This is a genomic window from Neorhodopirellula pilleata (assembly GCF_007859915.1).
In the GTDB taxonomy this organism is placed as follows: Bacteria; Planctomycetota; Planctomycetia; order Pirellulales; family Pirellulaceae; genus Rhodopirellula; species Rhodopirellula pilleata.
In genome coordinates this window covers 78,836-95,265 of record NZ_SJPM01000005.1, presented here as the reverse complement: position 1 = coordinate 95,265, position 16,430 = coordinate 78,836, and the positions used below count along the sequence as shown (strand labels likewise).

The window sequence follows — 16,430 nt, the reverse complement described above, 5'->3', positions numbered from 1 at the left end:
ACCAGCGTCAAGACAGAACACACGGCTAATCGAGTTTGAATCGCCGCGAAGTGCCCATGCCTACGCCTTAAAGCCTCGCCATCCCTTTATAGCCAACATCAGCATCCAACCGCCACGACCTGTTGCCGACGACGACGAAAAGCAACCATAGCCAGTGACCCGATTCCCAGAAGGGCGATTGAAGAGGGTTCAGGAACTGCAGTGACTGATCCGTTGACAACCAAATCGTTTCCCGAGAGGTTTCGCAGAAAAGTGACTCCAGAGCCGGAAGTCGTGTCGAACCCATATAGCCTAAATGCCACCGTCCCGGTTAGTTGTTGAAATCCAGCCATGTTAAGGTTGATAGGTCCGCCGAAACCACTGCCATCAGTATCAAAACCACCGGTAGCACCTGCAATTCCAGTTCGCGACGCGAGTACGCTTGAATCAATAAAGCCACCCACGCTTGACAACAGTGCGACCGAGTTGGCTCCATCGCCAGAACTTTGGCCGTTCATTTCAATCGAGTTCAGATTCAGGTAATAACCCGGGTCAACGGTCAATGAAAACTGGAAATAATGGTTATTGGCGATTGCACCAGCAAGTGTGGCCTGCTGATCGACTCCCGGCACTTTGAAACCGTATTGGTTGCTGGATGTTGAGGAAGTGACTCCGTCCCCCAGCGTCAGTGCTGCTGTCACCCTCGAGTCTCCAGATATGGCGGAGAACGAAAAAGGAGCCGTTGCATTGGTTCCTGCACCATCGACGTCCAATTCAACACCAACGACATCCCATCCAGCCACCACCGCACCCCAGCTCGTTCCCGCCGAGAGCACAAACAGTAATCCAAGAAATGAAACAAATGCTTTAGCAAACATCAAATCGCTCGTAGCTTCTTGAACCGTATCAGTGTGAATGCGTCCGTTGCAGTTGCCCCACTTTAACCGATCACGCACCCAGAAAATGCCTAAAGCACGCAGATTCACGCAACCTTCACGACTTTTTCGATAGCGGCAAGTCAATTGCCGTTAGCACGCCCACAAAGGAGAATCCCTGCCTAGGAAACACAAAAAACCACCGAATACCCGATCCTCCACTCAGCCAATCACCCAGCACGACACCCGGAACCCTCCCCATTAGTGTTCGATTAGCGCAGATTAGCGTTCCCAAAATCCCATCAGCCACCGATCATACCGATTTCCACGGATCCAGAACCTGAAACCACCATCAGTGAAAATACGCATTGATCGGCCGCCCAAAAGAATCATCAACCGGCCCCGTGTAACCTGCGACCTGTTTTCCTGTTTCCTGTCCCCTGCGACCTGCGACCTGCTATCCGTGACCTGCTATCTCGACGCGAGTTGCCTCTGCAACCGATCGAGTTCGGCACGTAACGCATCCAGCGGCTGGGATCGTAGTTCAGCCAAAGGAGACTCAGCGATCCCGAGGAGTCGTTGAAGCAACTGAGTCTGACCAGCCAGCAGTCCTTGCTCGATTCCCTGTTCGATTCCCTGTTCAATCCCCTTTTCAATCCCCTGTTCGATCCCCTGTTCAATTCCCTTTTCGATGGCGCGACGTTCAATGGATGTGACGTAAGGCATTTCGTACTCCTGCTCGATTTTGCGTAATTCGCTGTCAAAGAAAAGCGAGGTGGGACTTGGTAAATCCATCAGCCAGTCTACCATACGGAACAGCTCCCGCACATCATCTGCTGAAATCCCCCGCTGATAGAGTGGCCTGAGCAGCCGCAGCTTCCACTGACAACGCTGGTCAACATCGCCAGCAGTTTGCTTGGCCATCAGATGAGCCATGATGACGGTCGCAAACGGGTTGTCCGATTGTTCCAAAGCGGCGAATCGGTCGGCAAAGTCCAGTAGCTTTACCACCGGAAACTCGAAATTCAGTCGACACCCGAGCAAATCCTGTTCAAACCGTTGCGGTCGCCACGCGAGATCATCGTCGCCCAGTACCGCCAAACTGACGATGGGACGATTGTACTTGTCACGGATTCGGTAAAAATAGACGAACATGCGTTCGGCAAAATCGAGGCTACGCTGACTTTGGACTTCCAAATGGATCAGCAGCCACTCGATATCGCCGGTTAGCAAACGCACTTCGACGAGCTTGTCGACCGTTCGCGGCCCAGTTTCGCTTAAGGGTGCGATTTGTTGCAGTTCTTTGTCGAGCATGGTCGGCGGCACCGACCAATCGATTACTGAATGCAGATTCGGAAAACACAGCTTCATGAACGCTTCGAAGTAGCGATCAAGCGCGTCTTTCCAAGGACTGTCGTACTCCGTCATTCCGTCGATCTCCCATGGCAGTCGCAATTCCAGTTTCATTCGTTCAAGCGCGAACGTCGTCGAATCAAACCAGGAACAACCCGTTGTACCGTCTTGTTATTCATTCAACCAGCGATCAGGCGCATTTTCTCAACGACGAACTCAACACCCCGCGCAACCACGAACCCACACCTGAACGCACAGGAACACTAATTTTCACCAATCGAACGCTAATTTTAAAACGGAAGACCGGAGACGAACCCTCCTGATTAGTGTTCGATTAGCGCAGATTAGCGTTCCCAAAATCCCATCAGCCACCGATCACACCGATTTCCACGGATCCGAACCTGAAACCACCATCAGTGAAAATAAGTATTGATCGGCCGCCCAAAAGGATCATGAACCACGAAATACACGAACGACACGAAAAGAAGAATCCAGTCACCGGATTGAGCGCCGGCTGCTCTTTCGTGTGTTTCGTATATTTCGTGGTTGAAATGCAGCACCCACGCTGATCATCAACCACGAAATACACGAAAGACACGAAATGAAGAATCCAGTCCCCGTGGAATGATCGTCGGCTGCTCTTTCGTGTGTTTCGTGTATTTCGTGGTTCAAGTCGAACACCCGATCGCATCAGACACCACGGTTGCCACGTATGCCAGTAAACTGAGACGTTTTTTTCTCTCTCAGGATGTGATGACCACTGATGGCTGAATTGCGATTCAAAGCGGAAAGCTACCAAATTATGGGAGCAATGTTCGAGGTTTACCAGGAAATGGGTTGTGGTTTCTTGGAGCCGGTATACCAGGAATGCGTTGAACTGGAGCTCGCTGACCAAGGCATCCCATTTGTCGCCCAAGTCCAGTTGGAACTGTCGTACAAACATCACGCTCTGAAATCAAAATACATTCCCGACGCGATCTGTTTCGGAAAAATTGTCTTGGAACTCAAAGCCGCCAAAGAGATCACCGACGAACATCGTGCTCAAGTCCACAACTATCTCAAAGCGACCGGCTATCGTCTTGGAATCATCGTCAACTTTGGCCACTACCCAAAACTTCAGTACGAACGAATCGTTCGCTGATGCAAAGGACCAGCGACACCACCCACACTGATCATCAACCACGAAATACGCGAACGACACGAAAATGAAGAATCCAGTCCCCGTGGAATGATCGTCGGCTGCTCTTTCGTGTGTTTCGTGTATTTCGTGGTTCAAAAAAGCACCCAGACCGAGCATCAACCACGAAATACACGAACGACACGAAATGAGAACCACCACTCTCGCTCGTCAATCAATTCTCATCAATGTCGGCCGAATGTTGAACTCAGCGCATCGAGAAAAGCAGGAACACTAATGGTCACTAATCGAACACTAATCCGATCACTCAACACAACCCACCGAACCTCCCGATTATTGTTCGATTAGCGTTCCCCACCCATGATACGACTCCTGTTCTCCTGTTCTCCTGTCCTCCTGTCACCTCCGACCTTTTTTCCTCTCCGCGCCCATCAGTGTTCGATCAGCACAGGTGAGTGTTCCGCGATTCGCCACCGACCGCGCATAAAAAAAGCCGACAAACTGGTCGGCTTGAATCTTCTTCATGAACGGTTCTATCTGTCCCGGTTTCGAACACCGGAGTGCTTCCAACCTTGGTTCTAGGTTGTCTCGGCAGGAACCCGTTTGCGGAGTCGCTCAGGAAAATCCGGACGGTGTCGATCGATCAGGCAATTGCCAAGTACCAAGACGTCCATGTCGGTTCTCAGGAAGCAAGAGATTGCCTCGGCCGGCGTACGGACGACAGGCTCGTTCTCATTGAGTGAGGTATTGAGCACAATGGGGACGCCGGTCTTCTCGTAAAACTTACTGATCAACGCGTGATAAAGCGGATTCGTCTTTTTCGAGACCGTTTGCAGTCGCCCGCTGCCGTCGACATGGGTCACCGCCGGAATCAGCGAGTGCTTCTCTTTGCGAATCGGAAACACCTTCTCCATATAGGGAGTGGCTTCATCAATCTCGAACCATTCACTGACGTGTTCTTCCAAGATACTCGGTGCAAACGGACGGAACTTCTCGCGAAACTTGATCCTCAAGTTGATGATGTCGCGCATATCGGTACGGCGTGGATCGGCGATCAACGATCGGTTCCCTAATGCACGGGCACCGAACTCCATCCGACCTTGGAACCATCCAACGACCTTTCCATCGAGCATCAAGTCGGTCGTGTTGTCGACCAAGGTTTCTTGATCCAGTGAATCAAAGGGCAACCCAGCGTCTTCGACGGCACGGAAGCATTCGGCATCGGTGCTCTCACAGCCCCAATATGCGTGATCCTGGACAAAGTTACGAGGCTTTCCGAGTACTCGATTCCACACATAAAAAGCAGCACCGAACGAAGTTCCGTTATCGGCGGCACCAGCGGGAATGTAAACATTCTTGAAGGGCGTTTGTGCCGTGATCTTGCCATTGGCGACCGAGTTCATCGCGACGCCACCGGTCATGCACAGATTGTCGGTCTTCGTTTTATCGTACAAACGATTGAGCATGTGCAAAATAATTTCTTCGGTGACGACTTGCAAACTCTTGGCGATGTTGTCATGTCGCGACGTCATCGGTTCATCCTTCGACCGCATCGGCCCAAGTTCCTCAATCAACCGTTGGCTATGAAAAGGCTCGACGACGGGAGCCCCATCATTCCACTTCATCTTCACGCCGGTTTTGTGGTGCGTGAAGTAATCTAAATTCAATTCAAACGTGTCGTCTTTGGGTCGGATCATCTTGCGAATTTGATCGGCAAACTCCGGCTCCCCGTAAGGAGCCAACCCCATCACCTTGTACTCATCCCCATAATAGGGAAACCCGAGATACATCGTGATCGTGCTGTAAAGAAATCCGATCGAATGCGGAAAATAGACGCGATCAAACTCGTTCCAGGACGTACCGTGGGCGAATGCCGTCATCGTGCTGGTGAAATCACCCATTCCATCGACCGATAAGACGGCAGCATCGTCATAGGGCGAGAGCAGGAACCCGGCCGCCACGTGCGTTTGGTGATGTTCGATCCGGTGAAACTCAGCACGAATTCGGCGGCGATCGACACCCAAACCTTGGGCCAACTGATCTTCAAGCCCCAGCGTTTTACCTTGTCGCCTAAGCCGATCCAAAATCGCCCGCGCACTAGGCCGATGCGAGGCAACAAAAGCCAGCCGCTTGCCCAGGTTAGCACGCGGATCAAATGAGATCGCCACATGATCGACATCTTCAATGCCGATGCCGGCAACGTCGAGGCAATACTGAATCGATTGGGCAGGAAACCCGGCCCAATGTTTGATCCTGTTAAACCGTTCTTCCTCCACGGCAGCGACGAGTTTGCCGTCGGCCACCAACGACGCCGAGGCGTCACCGTGGTACGCGTTGATTCCTAGAATATTCATATCTGTTACTTTTGTAGATTGCCATTATCGACTTGATCGAATCCGTACTGCTGATCGAGTCGTGTGGAACGCTCCCCCAACTCTGGACATATCCGACATAGGCCAAGCGGCAGGTCATCCTCCAGGTGGATAGGATGGCCTGAAGGGTCACTAAATTTAGGACGTTGAAAGCGTGGCGGCCCGATTCCGAATCAACTGGGAGTAATGTTGATGCATATCAGCACCTATTTGATCCCAGCCAAAATTGGTCGTGACATATTCACGCGCTCGGGCTCCCATTCGTCTTAATGTGGCATCGTCGCAGTTTATTGCCTCTCGAAGCGCACTCGCTATTTGCGCGGGCACTGCATCCACCCACCACCCAAAACCTTCGTCCTTGATTACCTGCCACGGAGTTCCGGTAGTCGTAACCACCGGAAGTCCGCTCGCCATCGCCTCTGCGATCGCGATGCCAAAATTCTCAGAGTAGCTAGGACAAACAAAAAGATCTGCCTCGGTCATCGCCTTCCATTTCTGCGTGTCATCTACCGCGTCTTCAATCGTTATCTGGTGCTGAAGTCCCCGCTTCTCAATGAGGACTTTTAATTCATGGCGATGGCCCGCTTCGTCAGGACCTATCATCCGCAGCCTCCAGTTTTCTGGGCGAATTAACGACCATGCTTCGATTAACATTGGAAGTCCCTTAACCGGGTAGAGTCGGCCAAGAAACAGTGCAGTTCTAGTTTCCTCAGTCCGCTTACGTTGCCCAGAAGTTGTAACGATTGACGAGATTCCAGAAGTAGGAAACTGGAGTCCATTGGGAAGAACCCATGCATCTGAAAGCCCAAGTTTAGCAATCGACTTGGCCTCCAAACTTCCAGTCACATGAATGGCATCCGCAGAACGCAGATCGGCACGTTGGTAAGCGTGCCAAGCAATCCATTTCTTCACGCGTTTGTGTCGCCGCGCCCATGGCTCCAGCATTCCGCGAACGCTAACCACTCGTGGGATTGCATGACGCCTGCAAAACTTAGCGATTGCGTGGTTGTGTGGCAGCCATAAGCCACTGTCGTGGATAATGTCCACATCGCCGAATTCTAGGATTGCTCTATCAAAGCGATTGCCGAGCCTGTGGACAGAATCTTTTTCACGAAGAAAGCGATTACTCAAAGCGCTGCCGTCAGGTGCCCAAGTGCCAACATGATTGCCCTGATGAATCAAGGCGTCTGCCAAACCGCTAACACTTCGAGCAGGCCCGCCATAGCCAGCGTCGAAACTCGCGCTGCAAAGCAAAAGTCTCAATCTGCGACTCGCCTCAGTTGATCAGTACTAACCGGCCTTAGACGCTCCAGACTCCGCACGCCGGCTGTTGGAAACAGAGGCGATCTAGACACCCAAAGAAAATACATGCCACAAATCACGAGGGAAGACTTCGTTAGGTGATTGAAGATCGTCAGGAACTCCGTCTCCATCTTAATCGCCTGCAGAAAGACAACTGGAATTGAAAACAGGAAGAAACTGTTCTTGAAACTAGCTTGACACAAAAAGCGATAGATCAAGTTCAAGCCCGATCCGAAAAGGAACATCACAACAAGAGCACCAGCAACGCCAAAATTTGCATAGCCTTCTCCAAGGGGCCCCAACCCCATGGATGTTCCGCGACTTAAGGCCAGGCCGGTATACTTATTGACATTATCTCTACCAGATGCCGTCGCTTTCCGCGGATTCAGCACGCGCGGTAAGACAGATGCTAACGCAGCATCGAAAAGCGTCTCTCCGTTGGCAAATGCAACTTTGCTCGGAACGGTATCCATGACTTTTGACACAAGCCAACCTTGGTTAAGCCGAATCACCATTGATTCCTGCCAGTCTCTACCGAATGCATCCTCTTGACTTGTGATCACGCCCACCGTTGTTACAAACAGCGATGACTGAGCGCCCGATTGGATCTCGGACCGATACTGACTCTTAACCAGCTGAATAATCGACACCGCAGCGAACAACACTGCGAGGTACCCGAGTTTCTGTTGAAGACTTCTCGGTTTCTGTAGAAAGATATATGACGTTGCCATCGAAAACCAGAGCAAAATCTCGTGAAACATTCCATATCGAGATGCAGTCACATAAAGCGCGGAGCACGCGAACGCGATCACAGGCCATCGGTACCGATAGTCACTGAAATACAAATAAATCGCGCCGACGTAACGAAATTGAGACAGTAGATAAAACAGAAACCCCAATTGGCCCGGTGCATATCGACTAGCAAATGACGCTGTGATACCCAAGGCGACAAGAATCAAACCTGGACGCGAGTTGTTATGGTGAGCGAACTTCATATTAGGGTATGCAAGCCCAATTCGATACTTCCATTCGGTTCCAAGGATAAATAAACACACCGCTGGAATCGCTAGTGCGAAATAGACATCCTCGGGTACGTACATTCGATAACGATAGTGCTCGTTGAAGGCCACATACATTAGTAGTGGGGCGACTATCAATTGAATAACGGCAATCAAACTAGCCATCTCAAGAATTGCTGGCCGATGATCCATCTCATGAGCATATCTTGCAACAGCGTAGAAGAACACAACGACTGCGAGAATGGCATTCGGTAACAACTGCACACTGCCGGCCGCCGCACAGATAACAAGCAAAAAGGGGTTCGCATGCATGTCTACTCAGATGTCCTTCAGCAATGTTGAGATGTCGTCAACTATTCGCTCAAACGACCAGTCCTGAATGAATTGTTGGCATTGCCTTCCCATCAACAGTAGGTCATGACGTGACGGTAAATCTACCAGCAAATCACTGAGTTGACCGAAATTCCCTGGTTGAAATTGAAATCCATTCTCCGGCGTGATCAGATCGCGCGCCGCGCCAACGCGGTCACTGGCGATCACGCAACGGCCAGACGCCATCGATTCGTTGAGGCACAAACCCCATGTTTCGTTGTAAAGTGAGGGCAAGCAGGTCACATCGCCGATTCGATAAACAACGGGAACCTGGGATTGGTTTTGAAATGGTAGACAAACGATGCTTGAAGCGTTCCCAACCAATTTTGACAACTCCGAGTCAAGTGGTCCATTTCCGACCATCAAAAGTCGCAACTCCTCGCGTTGCTCAGCCGCCTGTAGAAAGGTTTGGACCAGTTGCAGCGGAGCTTTCTTGGTCTCTATCTTCCCAATGAACGAGACGACGACTTGATCATCGGAAAACCCAAGTTCATGTCTCAGTTCACACGCATCATCATCATGTGCCAACTCAGAGAAACGATCATTGTCGATTGCGTGCGGAACAAGTGAGATATTATCTCTGCTAAACCCGTGAGTAATGAAGTAATCCCGATTATTCTGACCAACTGCAAGTGCCTTGTCGACATTGGCGTAGATCCTCCTCAACAGCGCCGAACGAATGAAACTTGTCAAGCTACTTCGTTTGTCCAACAGCGTTGAGTCACCGCGAAACCAGACAGGTAGTTTGCCACTGAATCGTCGCATGCAGCGAACGTGACTACGAAAATTCCATCCAATCACAAGCACACAGTCCGGATTCCAGGCCATTAGTTTGGGAATCAAGTCGGGCGAATCCATGTTCCAAAAAGACCGCCGCTCAATTCGCTTCGACGGTGGGCAAACGGTGTACTCGTAACCCTCAGTCAGCGGAATGTCCCACTTCACAATGCGGCCAAAACCGGGATCGTGCATTGATTTGTCGCCTCCGTGCCAGGTATAGAAGGCATGCAAGTCCACTTGTGGATGCTGCGCCAACATCCGAAACCAAGGTGCATTGTACTGGATCGGATGCGTCGAAACGATGGCAAGACGCTTTTTCATCGCGAGGCGTCCACGACGTCATCGAATACGCGTGTCAAGCGATGTGTCATGGATTCGGCCGTGTAAGGCGAAAAAGCTACCCAATCAGTTTTCGGCATCTGCTTGTATTGCTGAGCCGAGAACCAATCGCGTTGAATCCGTCCCGCTACAGTTTCAACAGAATCTTCCGAATCAAAGGTCACTGCTACGCCCGCTTTCGTTTCGGACATGATTCGGTTGACGGAGCTGTTCTGATGAAAGACAGTCAGGCAAGGGCGTGCGGCAGAAATGTAGGGATATAGCTTGGACGCAGTGTAACGAGGGTCGTCAGAGCCGGGAACAATCAAGGCACTGGCTTGTTGCAGGCATCGCAAAACCTGGAAGTAGGGCACGCGATCGGGAACTTCGGTTACATATTCCGTAATTCCCAATTCTCGAGCGATCGGCAACACCCAGTGCTTGGCTTGGTCTTTGGTGGCATAGTCGGTGCCTAAGAAATGCATGCGAACGTTTTCGAGTAATTGGCCTGACTGCAGAGCATTGCGAAACGCCAGCAGCATGGCAGTCAATGAGAATTGCATGTCGGGACCGCAACGACCGATGTACACCCAATGGTTCAGCCCATCGTTTGGATCAAACTTGTCCTGGACGACATTCTCTTCGGCGACCAACTCGTAGTCCCTTGGTGTGGCCGCGAACGGCAAAGTCGTGAACTTGTCTGGGGACAGGTCGGGATAGCGTGCGATCAAATTGCTGATGTAGTGTTCCGACACGACCGTCGTATGAGCGGCGCCACGTATGGTCGCTGGCTCAGTTCTTGCCGCAAACCATTGCGTGATTCCGTGTTTGATCTTGCCACCAGGTGGACTTTGTCCGGTGCGTTGGTAATGGTCATTGACCCATGGATCCTGTATGTCTAGCACGTACGGCACGCCCAATCGCTGTTGCCAACGCAGCCCTAACGGCATCACACCGAATTCAGTGGTTGAGAAATATACCAACTCACATGGGTCTCTCTCCAGGATTCGATCGCCGGCACGCGCAAGATGCCCGCGGCACCGCAGCGTTAAACTGCCAATGCCAAATTTTCTTGTTAGCTCAAGCGGGATAGCATCAGTTCCCACGCGGCTCACGTCGCAAGAGATCGATTTCTCTAGCAACGGATCCAAACCAGTCCCGATAAATTGTGGTTTGACAAACAAAACAGTAGCACGCCATCCAAAACGTGATAAATACGGCAGAGCCATGCGGACGCGTTGGTGGTCGGCCGCATTGATCGGAGGAAACCGGGGACTGACGATCAGAACGTGCCTCAACCGGCGGACTCCAACGCGGAAGTGAAGGCTTTGACCAATTTTGCGGAAGTCCGTTCCCAATTGAATTCAGTCTCCGCGATCGATAATGCGGCTCTCGCCGCATTCGTACGAACGTCCGCATCGGACCAGCGGTCGATGGCTGCTGCTAACGCCTTGGCATCGCCCGGTTCATACAACTGCACGCCATCGGGACAACAGCGTTGAACTTCACGTTGGCCCGACGTATTGCTTGCGACCAATGGGACGCCGGCTTGAAGGTACTGCAGAACCTTGTTGGTGATAGTTAGGTCCCGGCTAGGACAATAGGCTGTCTCGCCCGCAAATCCAATGTCATGCTCCGCAATTCGCGATATCAATTCACGGTGGGAGCATTGTCGATGAATGAAAATGCGATCACGATAATTTGTGGCAGCCGACGACAGCAATTGTTCGCGGAAGCCAGCCGAACAGTTGCCGCGAAGGTGAATTTCCGCATCGGCTTGGATATGGTGCGTCGCCGCCATCAAGTCTTCAAGTCCGCGTTGAGGTCCCAAGGTTTGCGAGAACCAAAAGACACTCAGCCGATTTGGATGTTGGCGGTCGAGTTGCTTGCCGTCCAGGTGTTGCCTTTCTTTCCATGGGAACGTGTTAGGGATCACTAGAGCGCGATCACCACCGTATGCCTCCTGCAACGCATCCGCGAGGCTTTCCGATGTCGTCAGCTTAAACTCAGCTTGTTGATGCAACATCCTCTCACACGCCTGAAGCATCACCACAGGCCGATGCAACCGATCTTTGGGAAGCAGATCCTCGGAGTAGTAGTCTTCGAAGTCCACCGATACTCGCTTGCCTAACTTCAACAACTCACAACCGACCCACAGGGCCTGCTCCAGATGAATGCTGTACAGATCGGCTGAACGCTCTCGGCAGATTCGCAACATTTGGGGTCCGGCGTAACCCAATTGCGATACGCTGCAATGACCAAATCGTTGGTAAGCCTCACGTGCCAATCGCGATCGCATCCGCAGGCGGATCCAGCGAAGCCGGGACAATGCATCCGTATTGCGGTTGTCAACCACAGGTGTATAACGCCATGCCTTTCCGACGCACAGTTGCTCATCTCGCTCTGCTGCTTCAGGTGACAGAATAGCGCCCAAGACTTCGACGTCAAACCCAGCCTCGGACAACGCATTCGCTTCCTTCACAACACGCGGATTGTTCGCTAACTGAATACCAGAGACGATTATGATTTTGGGCATGAAAGCGGACAAATGATTTTTTGCCAGTAGGCGCCACCGTCGACTGGACCGAAAAACGTTTAACGGCTAGCCGAAGGCGTCGTCGTTTCGCGTCGCCTTCGGCTAGCCGTTAAACGAAGTGCTGAATCTCAGTTTCGAGTTTGTATTTTTCTCTTGCCAATGACGTGCCCAACCGCGTTCGGGGGTAACTCGCTTCGATCGCTGTACTCTACCAATTCTGTCTCGTAGCCTTGTTGATGGAGTATGTCGCAACAGCTATCCAATAATTCCGGCGAGTGAAACTCGAGACAGATCAATGGGCGGTGATCCTGCAACGTTTTGGTCGCGCCCTTCAGTACGCCTTCCTCGGCACCTTCCACATCGATCTTGATCAATTGAGGAGGTGGCACGTCGCCTGCCGCGATCATGGAATCCAAGGAACGGGTCTTCACCGTGATTTGGTTCGTCCCCGATACTGATTCTTGAAAGGAACTGCCTTCCAGCTTTCCCATGCTGGATTCGGACATCAATACGAATGCTGCCTCGCCATCGCAGTCCGAAACGGCACATGTGTGAAGCTGGATCCTCTGTGCTGGATTCAGTCGAATAACCTCTTGAATCTGTTGTCCATTCTTCGGGTTTGGCTCGAAACAATGCACTTCGGATGCCTGGTTCATTGTCATCACCCCGGCGATGAATCCCCGATGGGACCCGATGTCATAACAGATCCCGCCATCTGGAATCAGCTTGGCAAGTTCAATGGAAAAGTCGCGTTCCCAGGTGCCCGTCCAGATCATTTTGTCGTCTGGCAAAGTGATCGGGTAACGTAAACCTTTGGCAGGCCCAGCGCTGATCGTGTACTCAAATTTAGATCCCTTCAAGACACGATTGACGATTGCTTGTTGCATACCCTTCAAGATCGGTATATTGCGAATGTGGTGCCGCAACGACCATGGCACTAGGTCGACGCTGCGTTGCAAAAAACGACGAATCATTCAAACACTATCCATGAAGAGGGAAATGGTGCAACTTGGCAGGTAAGCGACTCATTCCTCAACGGATACAGGTCGCATCCGAACGCGTCGCGAGACCTGATGAGAAGGGACTTCAACCCAACGGTAAAACGCCCAAGCTGCCGCGGCGGAAACAATCATTGCCAAGCCAACCGCCATAAATCGCTCGGTATCGGAATCAGCGAACCGCCGCGCCAAATTAATCACTCGACCACCGATCGGAACATGCAATAAGTATAGCGAGTATGAAACCATTCCCAACCACATCAGACTGGAGTGGACTTTTCCAATCAGGGCAATGCCTACCGTCGTCAACGCAGTGACAATTGCGATTTGGAGTCCGTTTTGGTGGAAAGTTGCCGTGGTGGCCAACGTGATCAGAATGGCGAATTCGACGCGGTCCGTTGTCTTAGTGAAGTGCTGTGCTAGGAAAATTCCAGCGCAAAACACAAACGTCCAATTCAGGCCAACGGATGACTCCATGGCAAAAAGCTAAGCCCGAATAGCATCACATACGCTGACAACCTCAGAACAAGCTTTCTATGAAACAACACCGGATAACACAACGCGATTGCGAAGTAGTACTGCAACTCGATGGCCAATGTCCAATACACTGGATTGAGCCACGTCAAGCTGAGGAAGCCATTCAGGTAGAAGAAGTGTGATCCTAGATTTTGGCAGCTGATAGTAAACGGCTCGCCTTGGAACCCTGGCACCATCGCGGACAGATGATGCAGCACAATAACAACCAGGATCGATACCAAATAGGGAGGTGCAAGACGTAACCATCGCTTCAGCATGAATCGGCCATAGCAGTCGATGGTGTAGCCGCCACGATGCATGGCAATCGGAATCACAAATCCTGAGATAACAAAAAAAGATTCCACGCCCAGCCATCCGAAGCTGGTGATTGCTCGAAAGGTGTGGTCATCGGGAAAGAACCCCTTCACGAAATGAAAGAAGCAAACCGCCAACGCCGCCAATCCACGCAGTAGGACCACCGAATCGAGATTCGTGACCTGGATGGACGAGGTTTCCGCATTTTGCTCAGGCATTTCCGGCGACTTCTCGATAGATCTGTTCGAATTGGCTGGCGATCTTCTCCGGTAAGAATCGAACTCGGTTCTGACGGCCAGCCTCGATGACCATGGCCCTTAAATCGGGATCGTTGATCACTCGTTGAAATCCGTCACGAATCGACGTCACATCGAATGGATCGACGTACACAGCGCCGTCTCCACCAACCTCAGGCATCGATGAACAATTGGACGTAACCACGGGGCGTTCGACCCATTGTGCTTCGATGATCGGCATTCCGAATCCTTCGTACGTCGAAACGAATGCCACAATGTCACAGTCTCGATACTTTTGCACCAATTCGTCATCTGAAAGACCAGATGAAGACGTGAAGTTGATGTTAGCTTGTAACAGCGTGGATCGTAAGTCATCATTCACTGGACCCACGATGTCCAGGATGCAGGGTAATCCACATAATGCGTCGATCAGTCTTGGGATATTTTTGTTTGCTTTGGTGCCAATCTGCAGGATCCGAGGGCAGTCAGTATGAAAATCGCTCGAAGGTGACGAGTCCATCGGTGGCACGGCCACAGGCACGACGACGATTCGATCCGGTTCGCAATCACATTCCTTCACCAAAGTTCGCTTGGTCTCGTCCGAAATGACGGTGATCAACCTTGCGCGACGCATGGGCCAACTGAACCACAGTGTTTTGACTACCGCACGCCGCCACCCCGTCAATCGCTGCAATACCTGACAGTCCAGAACCGTCAGTACGGTGCGTTTAGGCGATAGCATCAAGCCAATGTAGTTGACATCGCCGGTGACATGGTTGACATCGGATTGCCAAAGTCTCGCGGCAATGACGTTGATGCCTCTGCGGATGATTCCTTTGCTGCGACAGGGCAAGTGTTTACGGTCGATGTAGATCTGGTCACGCAGCGATTCGAAGATCGTGTCAAAATAGCGTTCAACACTGAATTGAGCAGCGAATGGTTTGCGTAAAAACAGGCGGACGTTCATCCTTGCGGTCCGATTGGCGTGAGCCAGCTTTCAATCTGATCGACCAAGTTCGCATAAGTGTGTTGCAAGGCAAACTCGATTCGAATGCGACTCGCTTGTGCTTCGTTGTGACAGTCAAGTTGTTGGATGACTTCGCGAAATAGATCCGGAATGTTATCATCGTCGCCGCTGATTGGCATTTGCAGCAGATCGGATCGGCCTTCGTAGTGGCCAATGCGACTGCTGACAACCACTTTGCCAGTGCTTAAGTATTCCAACAGCTTGTGTGAATTGCTGCGATCCGATTCGGCCTCGTCCAGTCCGTAAACTAACAAAAAGGCATCCATCGACTGGATTTCATCCGCCAACTGCTGTGGTGGAATACTGCCGTGCAGGCGAACGTTTTCACGAGCCTGCAGAAACCTAATGAAAGCACCAGCCTCCGTGTCGACATGATCGGTGTTGTAAGGCCCCCAAAAATGAAACTCGATCGAGGGATGATTCTCCATGATACGTTTCAAGACTGCGCGATTGAGTGGCTTGCGCATCAGGTTCCCGGCATAACCGACTTGGATGGGCGACCCGATCGAAAAATCCAGTCTGCTCAGTCGTTGTTGGGCATGCGACGCGAATGCGGCTGATAAACCGTGCCCTATGACCCGTACATCCGACCGTACGGGTCGAATTGATTCGGCTATCGTGTTTGAAACAGTCAGCACGAGGTCTGCCGTTTTTGCCAACGATGCATGGTGGGGAGCGGACAATGGGTCAACGGGATTGAAAATCGACTGGATCCCACCAAAGGCTTTGAGATCAGAGAAAAGGTTGAAGTCGAAGCACCAAGCGACATCGGGGTGAAAGCCGGTCTGCCTAACAAGATTCCGAATGTGCCGATTCATGAGAACGTCGTACAAACCACGCCAATGAAAGCGTGCGCGATAGAACCACGGCTGGCGGTATTCGACTGACCTGATGTTGGGATGTTCCGTTGGGTGGACGACGAAGGGTACGTTCAGCGTGGAAGGTGGATTCAAGAACAGAACTTGATGCCCACGGTTTGCCAGCTCCATCGCATAGTGATGCTTGGAGATCGCAATGTGGTTCCATGGCTGGGGAGAAATAATGATGAACCGCAACGATGTCCTAGTCACGAATCATCGCTAACTTAATGTTCATGAATTCTCTCGCCGATCGCCACTAAAAACGAACACTCCCAGTGGGAGAGTCGCGAGTAGTGCGAGCGGAGAGGGGGATTTTCCTTGCCCAGGCCCATTACGCCCGACCCTTGCACCGAAAGTTGCCTCGAAACTACGCAAGTTTCAATAAGAGGGTAGGTTGTAATTGGGACGTGGTGGCGTTCAGCGAGAAGCGTCAT

At 51.6% G+C, this 16,430-nt stretch carries 14 protein-coding genes; 1 reads left to right on the top strand and 13 read right to left on the bottom strand.

Annotation, left to right across the window (positions count from 1 at the left end; genetic code table 11):
• Positions 1–98: 98 nt before the first annotated feature.
• Together Pla100_RS13500 and Pla100_RS13495 are read right to left on the bottom strand one after the other, a co-directional pair.
• Positions 99–965 (bottom strand): PEP-CTERM sorting domain-containing protein, encoded by an 867-nt coding sequence (locus Pla100_RS13500; protein ID WP_146578240.1) that lies wholly within the window; start codon positions 963–965, stop codon positions 99–101.
• 360 nt (positions 966–1,325) lie between these two features.
• Complete coding sequence (locus Pla100_RS13495) at positions 1,326–2,321, bottom strand: RpnC/YadD family protein (protein WP_146578239.1); 996 nt, start codon at positions 2,319–2,321, stop codon at positions 1,326–1,328.
• A gap of 649 nt (positions 2,322–2,970) precedes the next feature.
• On the opposite strand from Pla100_RS13495, the gene Pla100_RS13490 reads away from it, so the two are divergent.
• Positions 2,971–3,348 carry a GxxExxY protein gene (locus Pla100_RS13490; RefSeq protein WP_146578238.1) on the top strand — a complete coding sequence of 126 codons (378 nt, stop codon included), beginning with the start codon at positions 2,971–2,973 and terminating at the stop codon, positions 3,346–3,348.
• 575 nt (positions 3,349–3,923) lie between these two features.
• Here Pla100_RS13490 and Pla100_RS13485 read toward each other — a convergent pair.
• The 11 genes from Pla100_RS13485 to Pla100_RS30760 form a co-directional block, all read right to left on the bottom strand.
• On the bottom strand, positions 3,924–5,699 hold the full coding sequence (locus tag Pla100_RS13485) for a carbamoyltransferase family protein (RefSeq protein WP_146578237.1): 1,776 nt from the start codon (positions 5,697–5,699) through the stop codon (positions 3,924–3,926).
• A 156-nt stretch (positions 5,700–5,855) separates the two neighbouring features.
• Positions 5,856–6,980: a glycosyltransferase gene (locus Pla100_RS13480; protein ID WP_231603030.1), complete on the bottom strand. Its 1,125-nt coding sequence runs from the start codon at positions 6,978–6,980 to the stop codon at positions 5,856–5,858.
• A complete protein-coding gene (locus tag Pla100_RS13475) occupies positions 6,977–8,350 on the bottom strand; it encodes a hypothetical protein (RefSeq protein WP_146578236.1) in 1,374 nt (457 codons plus the stop codon). Before Pla100_RS13475 ends, Pla100_RS13480 begins: the two co-directional genes overlap by 4 nt.
• Before the next feature lie 6 nt (positions 8,351–8,356).
• Positions 8,357–9,511, bottom strand: a complete 1,155-nt coding sequence (locus tag Pla100_RS13470) for a glycosyltransferase family 4 protein (RefSeq protein ID WP_146578235.1) — start codon at positions 9,509–9,511, stop codon at positions 8,357–8,359.
• Complete coding sequence (locus Pla100_RS13465) at positions 9,508–10,458, bottom strand: glycosyltransferase family protein (protein ID WP_146578234.1); 951 nt, start codon at positions 10,456–10,458, stop codon at positions 9,508–9,510. The genes Pla100_RS13470 and Pla100_RS13465 overlap by 4 nt, the downstream gene beginning before the upstream one ends.
• Positions 10,459–10,802: 344 nt before the next feature.
• A complete protein-coding gene (locus Pla100_RS13460; RefSeq protein WP_146578233.1) occupies positions 10,803–12,044 on the bottom strand; it encodes a glycosyltransferase family 4 protein in 1,242 nt (413 codons plus the stop codon).
• Positions 12,045–12,172: 128 nt separating this feature from the next.
• Positions 12,173–13,018: an FkbM family methyltransferase gene (locus Pla100_RS13455; RefSeq protein WP_146578232.1), complete on the bottom strand. Its 846-nt coding sequence runs from the start codon at positions 13,016–13,018 to the stop codon at positions 12,173–12,175.
• A 51-nt stretch (positions 13,019–13,069) separates the two neighbouring features.
• The gene (locus tag Pla100_RS13450; protein WP_146578231.1) at positions 13,070–13,519 is read right to left on the bottom strand and encodes an acyltransferase family protein; all 450 of its coding nucleotides are present in this window, start codon (positions 13,517–13,519) and stop codon (positions 13,070–13,072) included.
• Positions 13,498–14,091 carry an acyltransferase family protein gene (locus tag Pla100_RS13445; protein ID WP_146578230.1) on the bottom strand — a complete coding sequence of 198 codons (594 nt, stop codon included), beginning with the start codon at positions 14,089–14,091 and terminating at the stop codon, positions 13,498–13,500. The genes Pla100_RS13450 and Pla100_RS13445 overlap by 22 nt, the downstream gene beginning before the upstream one ends.
• Positions 14,084–15,076, bottom strand: coding sequence for a glycosyltransferase (locus Pla100_RS13440; protein ID WP_146578229.1), 993 nt, complete (start codon positions 15,074–15,076; stop codon positions 14,084–14,086). The genes Pla100_RS13445 and Pla100_RS13440 overlap by 8 nt, the downstream gene beginning before the upstream one ends.
• Positions 15,073–15,603: a glycosyltransferase family protein gene (locus Pla100_RS30760; protein ID WP_261344793.1), complete on the bottom strand. Its 531-nt coding sequence runs from the start codon at positions 15,601–15,603 to the stop codon at positions 15,073–15,075. Before Pla100_RS30760 ends, Pla100_RS13440 begins: the two co-directional genes overlap by 4 nt.
• Positions 15,604–16,430: the final 827 nt, after the last annotated feature.

Bases quoted from the DNA above. Each gene is read 5' to 3' on its own strand.
- Pla100_RS13495 (WP_146578239.1), bottom strand. From the start codon at position 2,321: ATGAAACTGGAATTGCGACTGCCATGGGAGATCGACGGAATGACGGAG.
- Pla100_RS13490 (WP_146578238.1), top strand. From the start codon at position 2,971: ATGGCTGAATTGCGATTCAAAGCGGAAAGCTACCAAATTATGGGAGCA.
- Pla100_RS13485 (WP_146578237.1), bottom strand. From the start codon at position 5,699: ATGAATATTCTAGGAATCAACGCGTACCACGGTGACGCCTCGGCGTCG.
- Pla100_RS13475 (WP_146578236.1), bottom strand. From the start codon at position 8,350: ATGCATGCGAACCCCTTTTTGCTTGTTATCTGTGCGGCGGCCGGCAGT.
- Pla100_RS13470 (WP_146578235.1), bottom strand. From the start codon at position 9,511: ATGAAAAAGCGTCTTGCCATCGTTTCGACGCATCCGATCCAGTACAAT.
- Pla100_RS13465 (WP_146578234.1), bottom strand. From the start codon at position 10,458: ATGCCGTTAGGGCTGCGTTGGCAACAGCGATTGGGCGTGCCGTACGTG.
- Pla100_RS13460 (WP_146578233.1), bottom strand. From the start codon at position 12,044: ATGCCCAAAATCATAATCGTCTCTGGTATTCAGTTAGCGAACAATCCG.
- Pla100_RS13455 (WP_146578232.1), bottom strand. From the start codon at position 13,018: ATGATTCGTCGTTTTTTGCAACGCAGCGTCGACCTAGTGCCATGGTCG.
- Pla100_RS13450 (WP_146578231.1), bottom strand. From the start codon at position 13,519: ATGGAGTCATCCGTTGGCCTGAATTGGACGTTTGTGTTTTGCGCTGGA.
- Pla100_RS13445 (WP_146578230.1), bottom strand. From the start codon at position 14,091: ATGCCTGAGCAAAATGCGGAAACCTCGTCCATCCAGGTCACGAATCTC.
- Pla100_RS13440 (WP_146578229.1), bottom strand. From the start codon at position 15,076: ATGAACGTCCGCCTGTTTTTACGCAAACCATTCGCTGCTCAATTCAGT.
- Pla100_RS30760 (WP_261344793.1), bottom strand. From the start codon at position 15,603: ATGCGCAAGCCACTCAATCGCGCAGTCTTGAAACGTATCATGGAGAAT.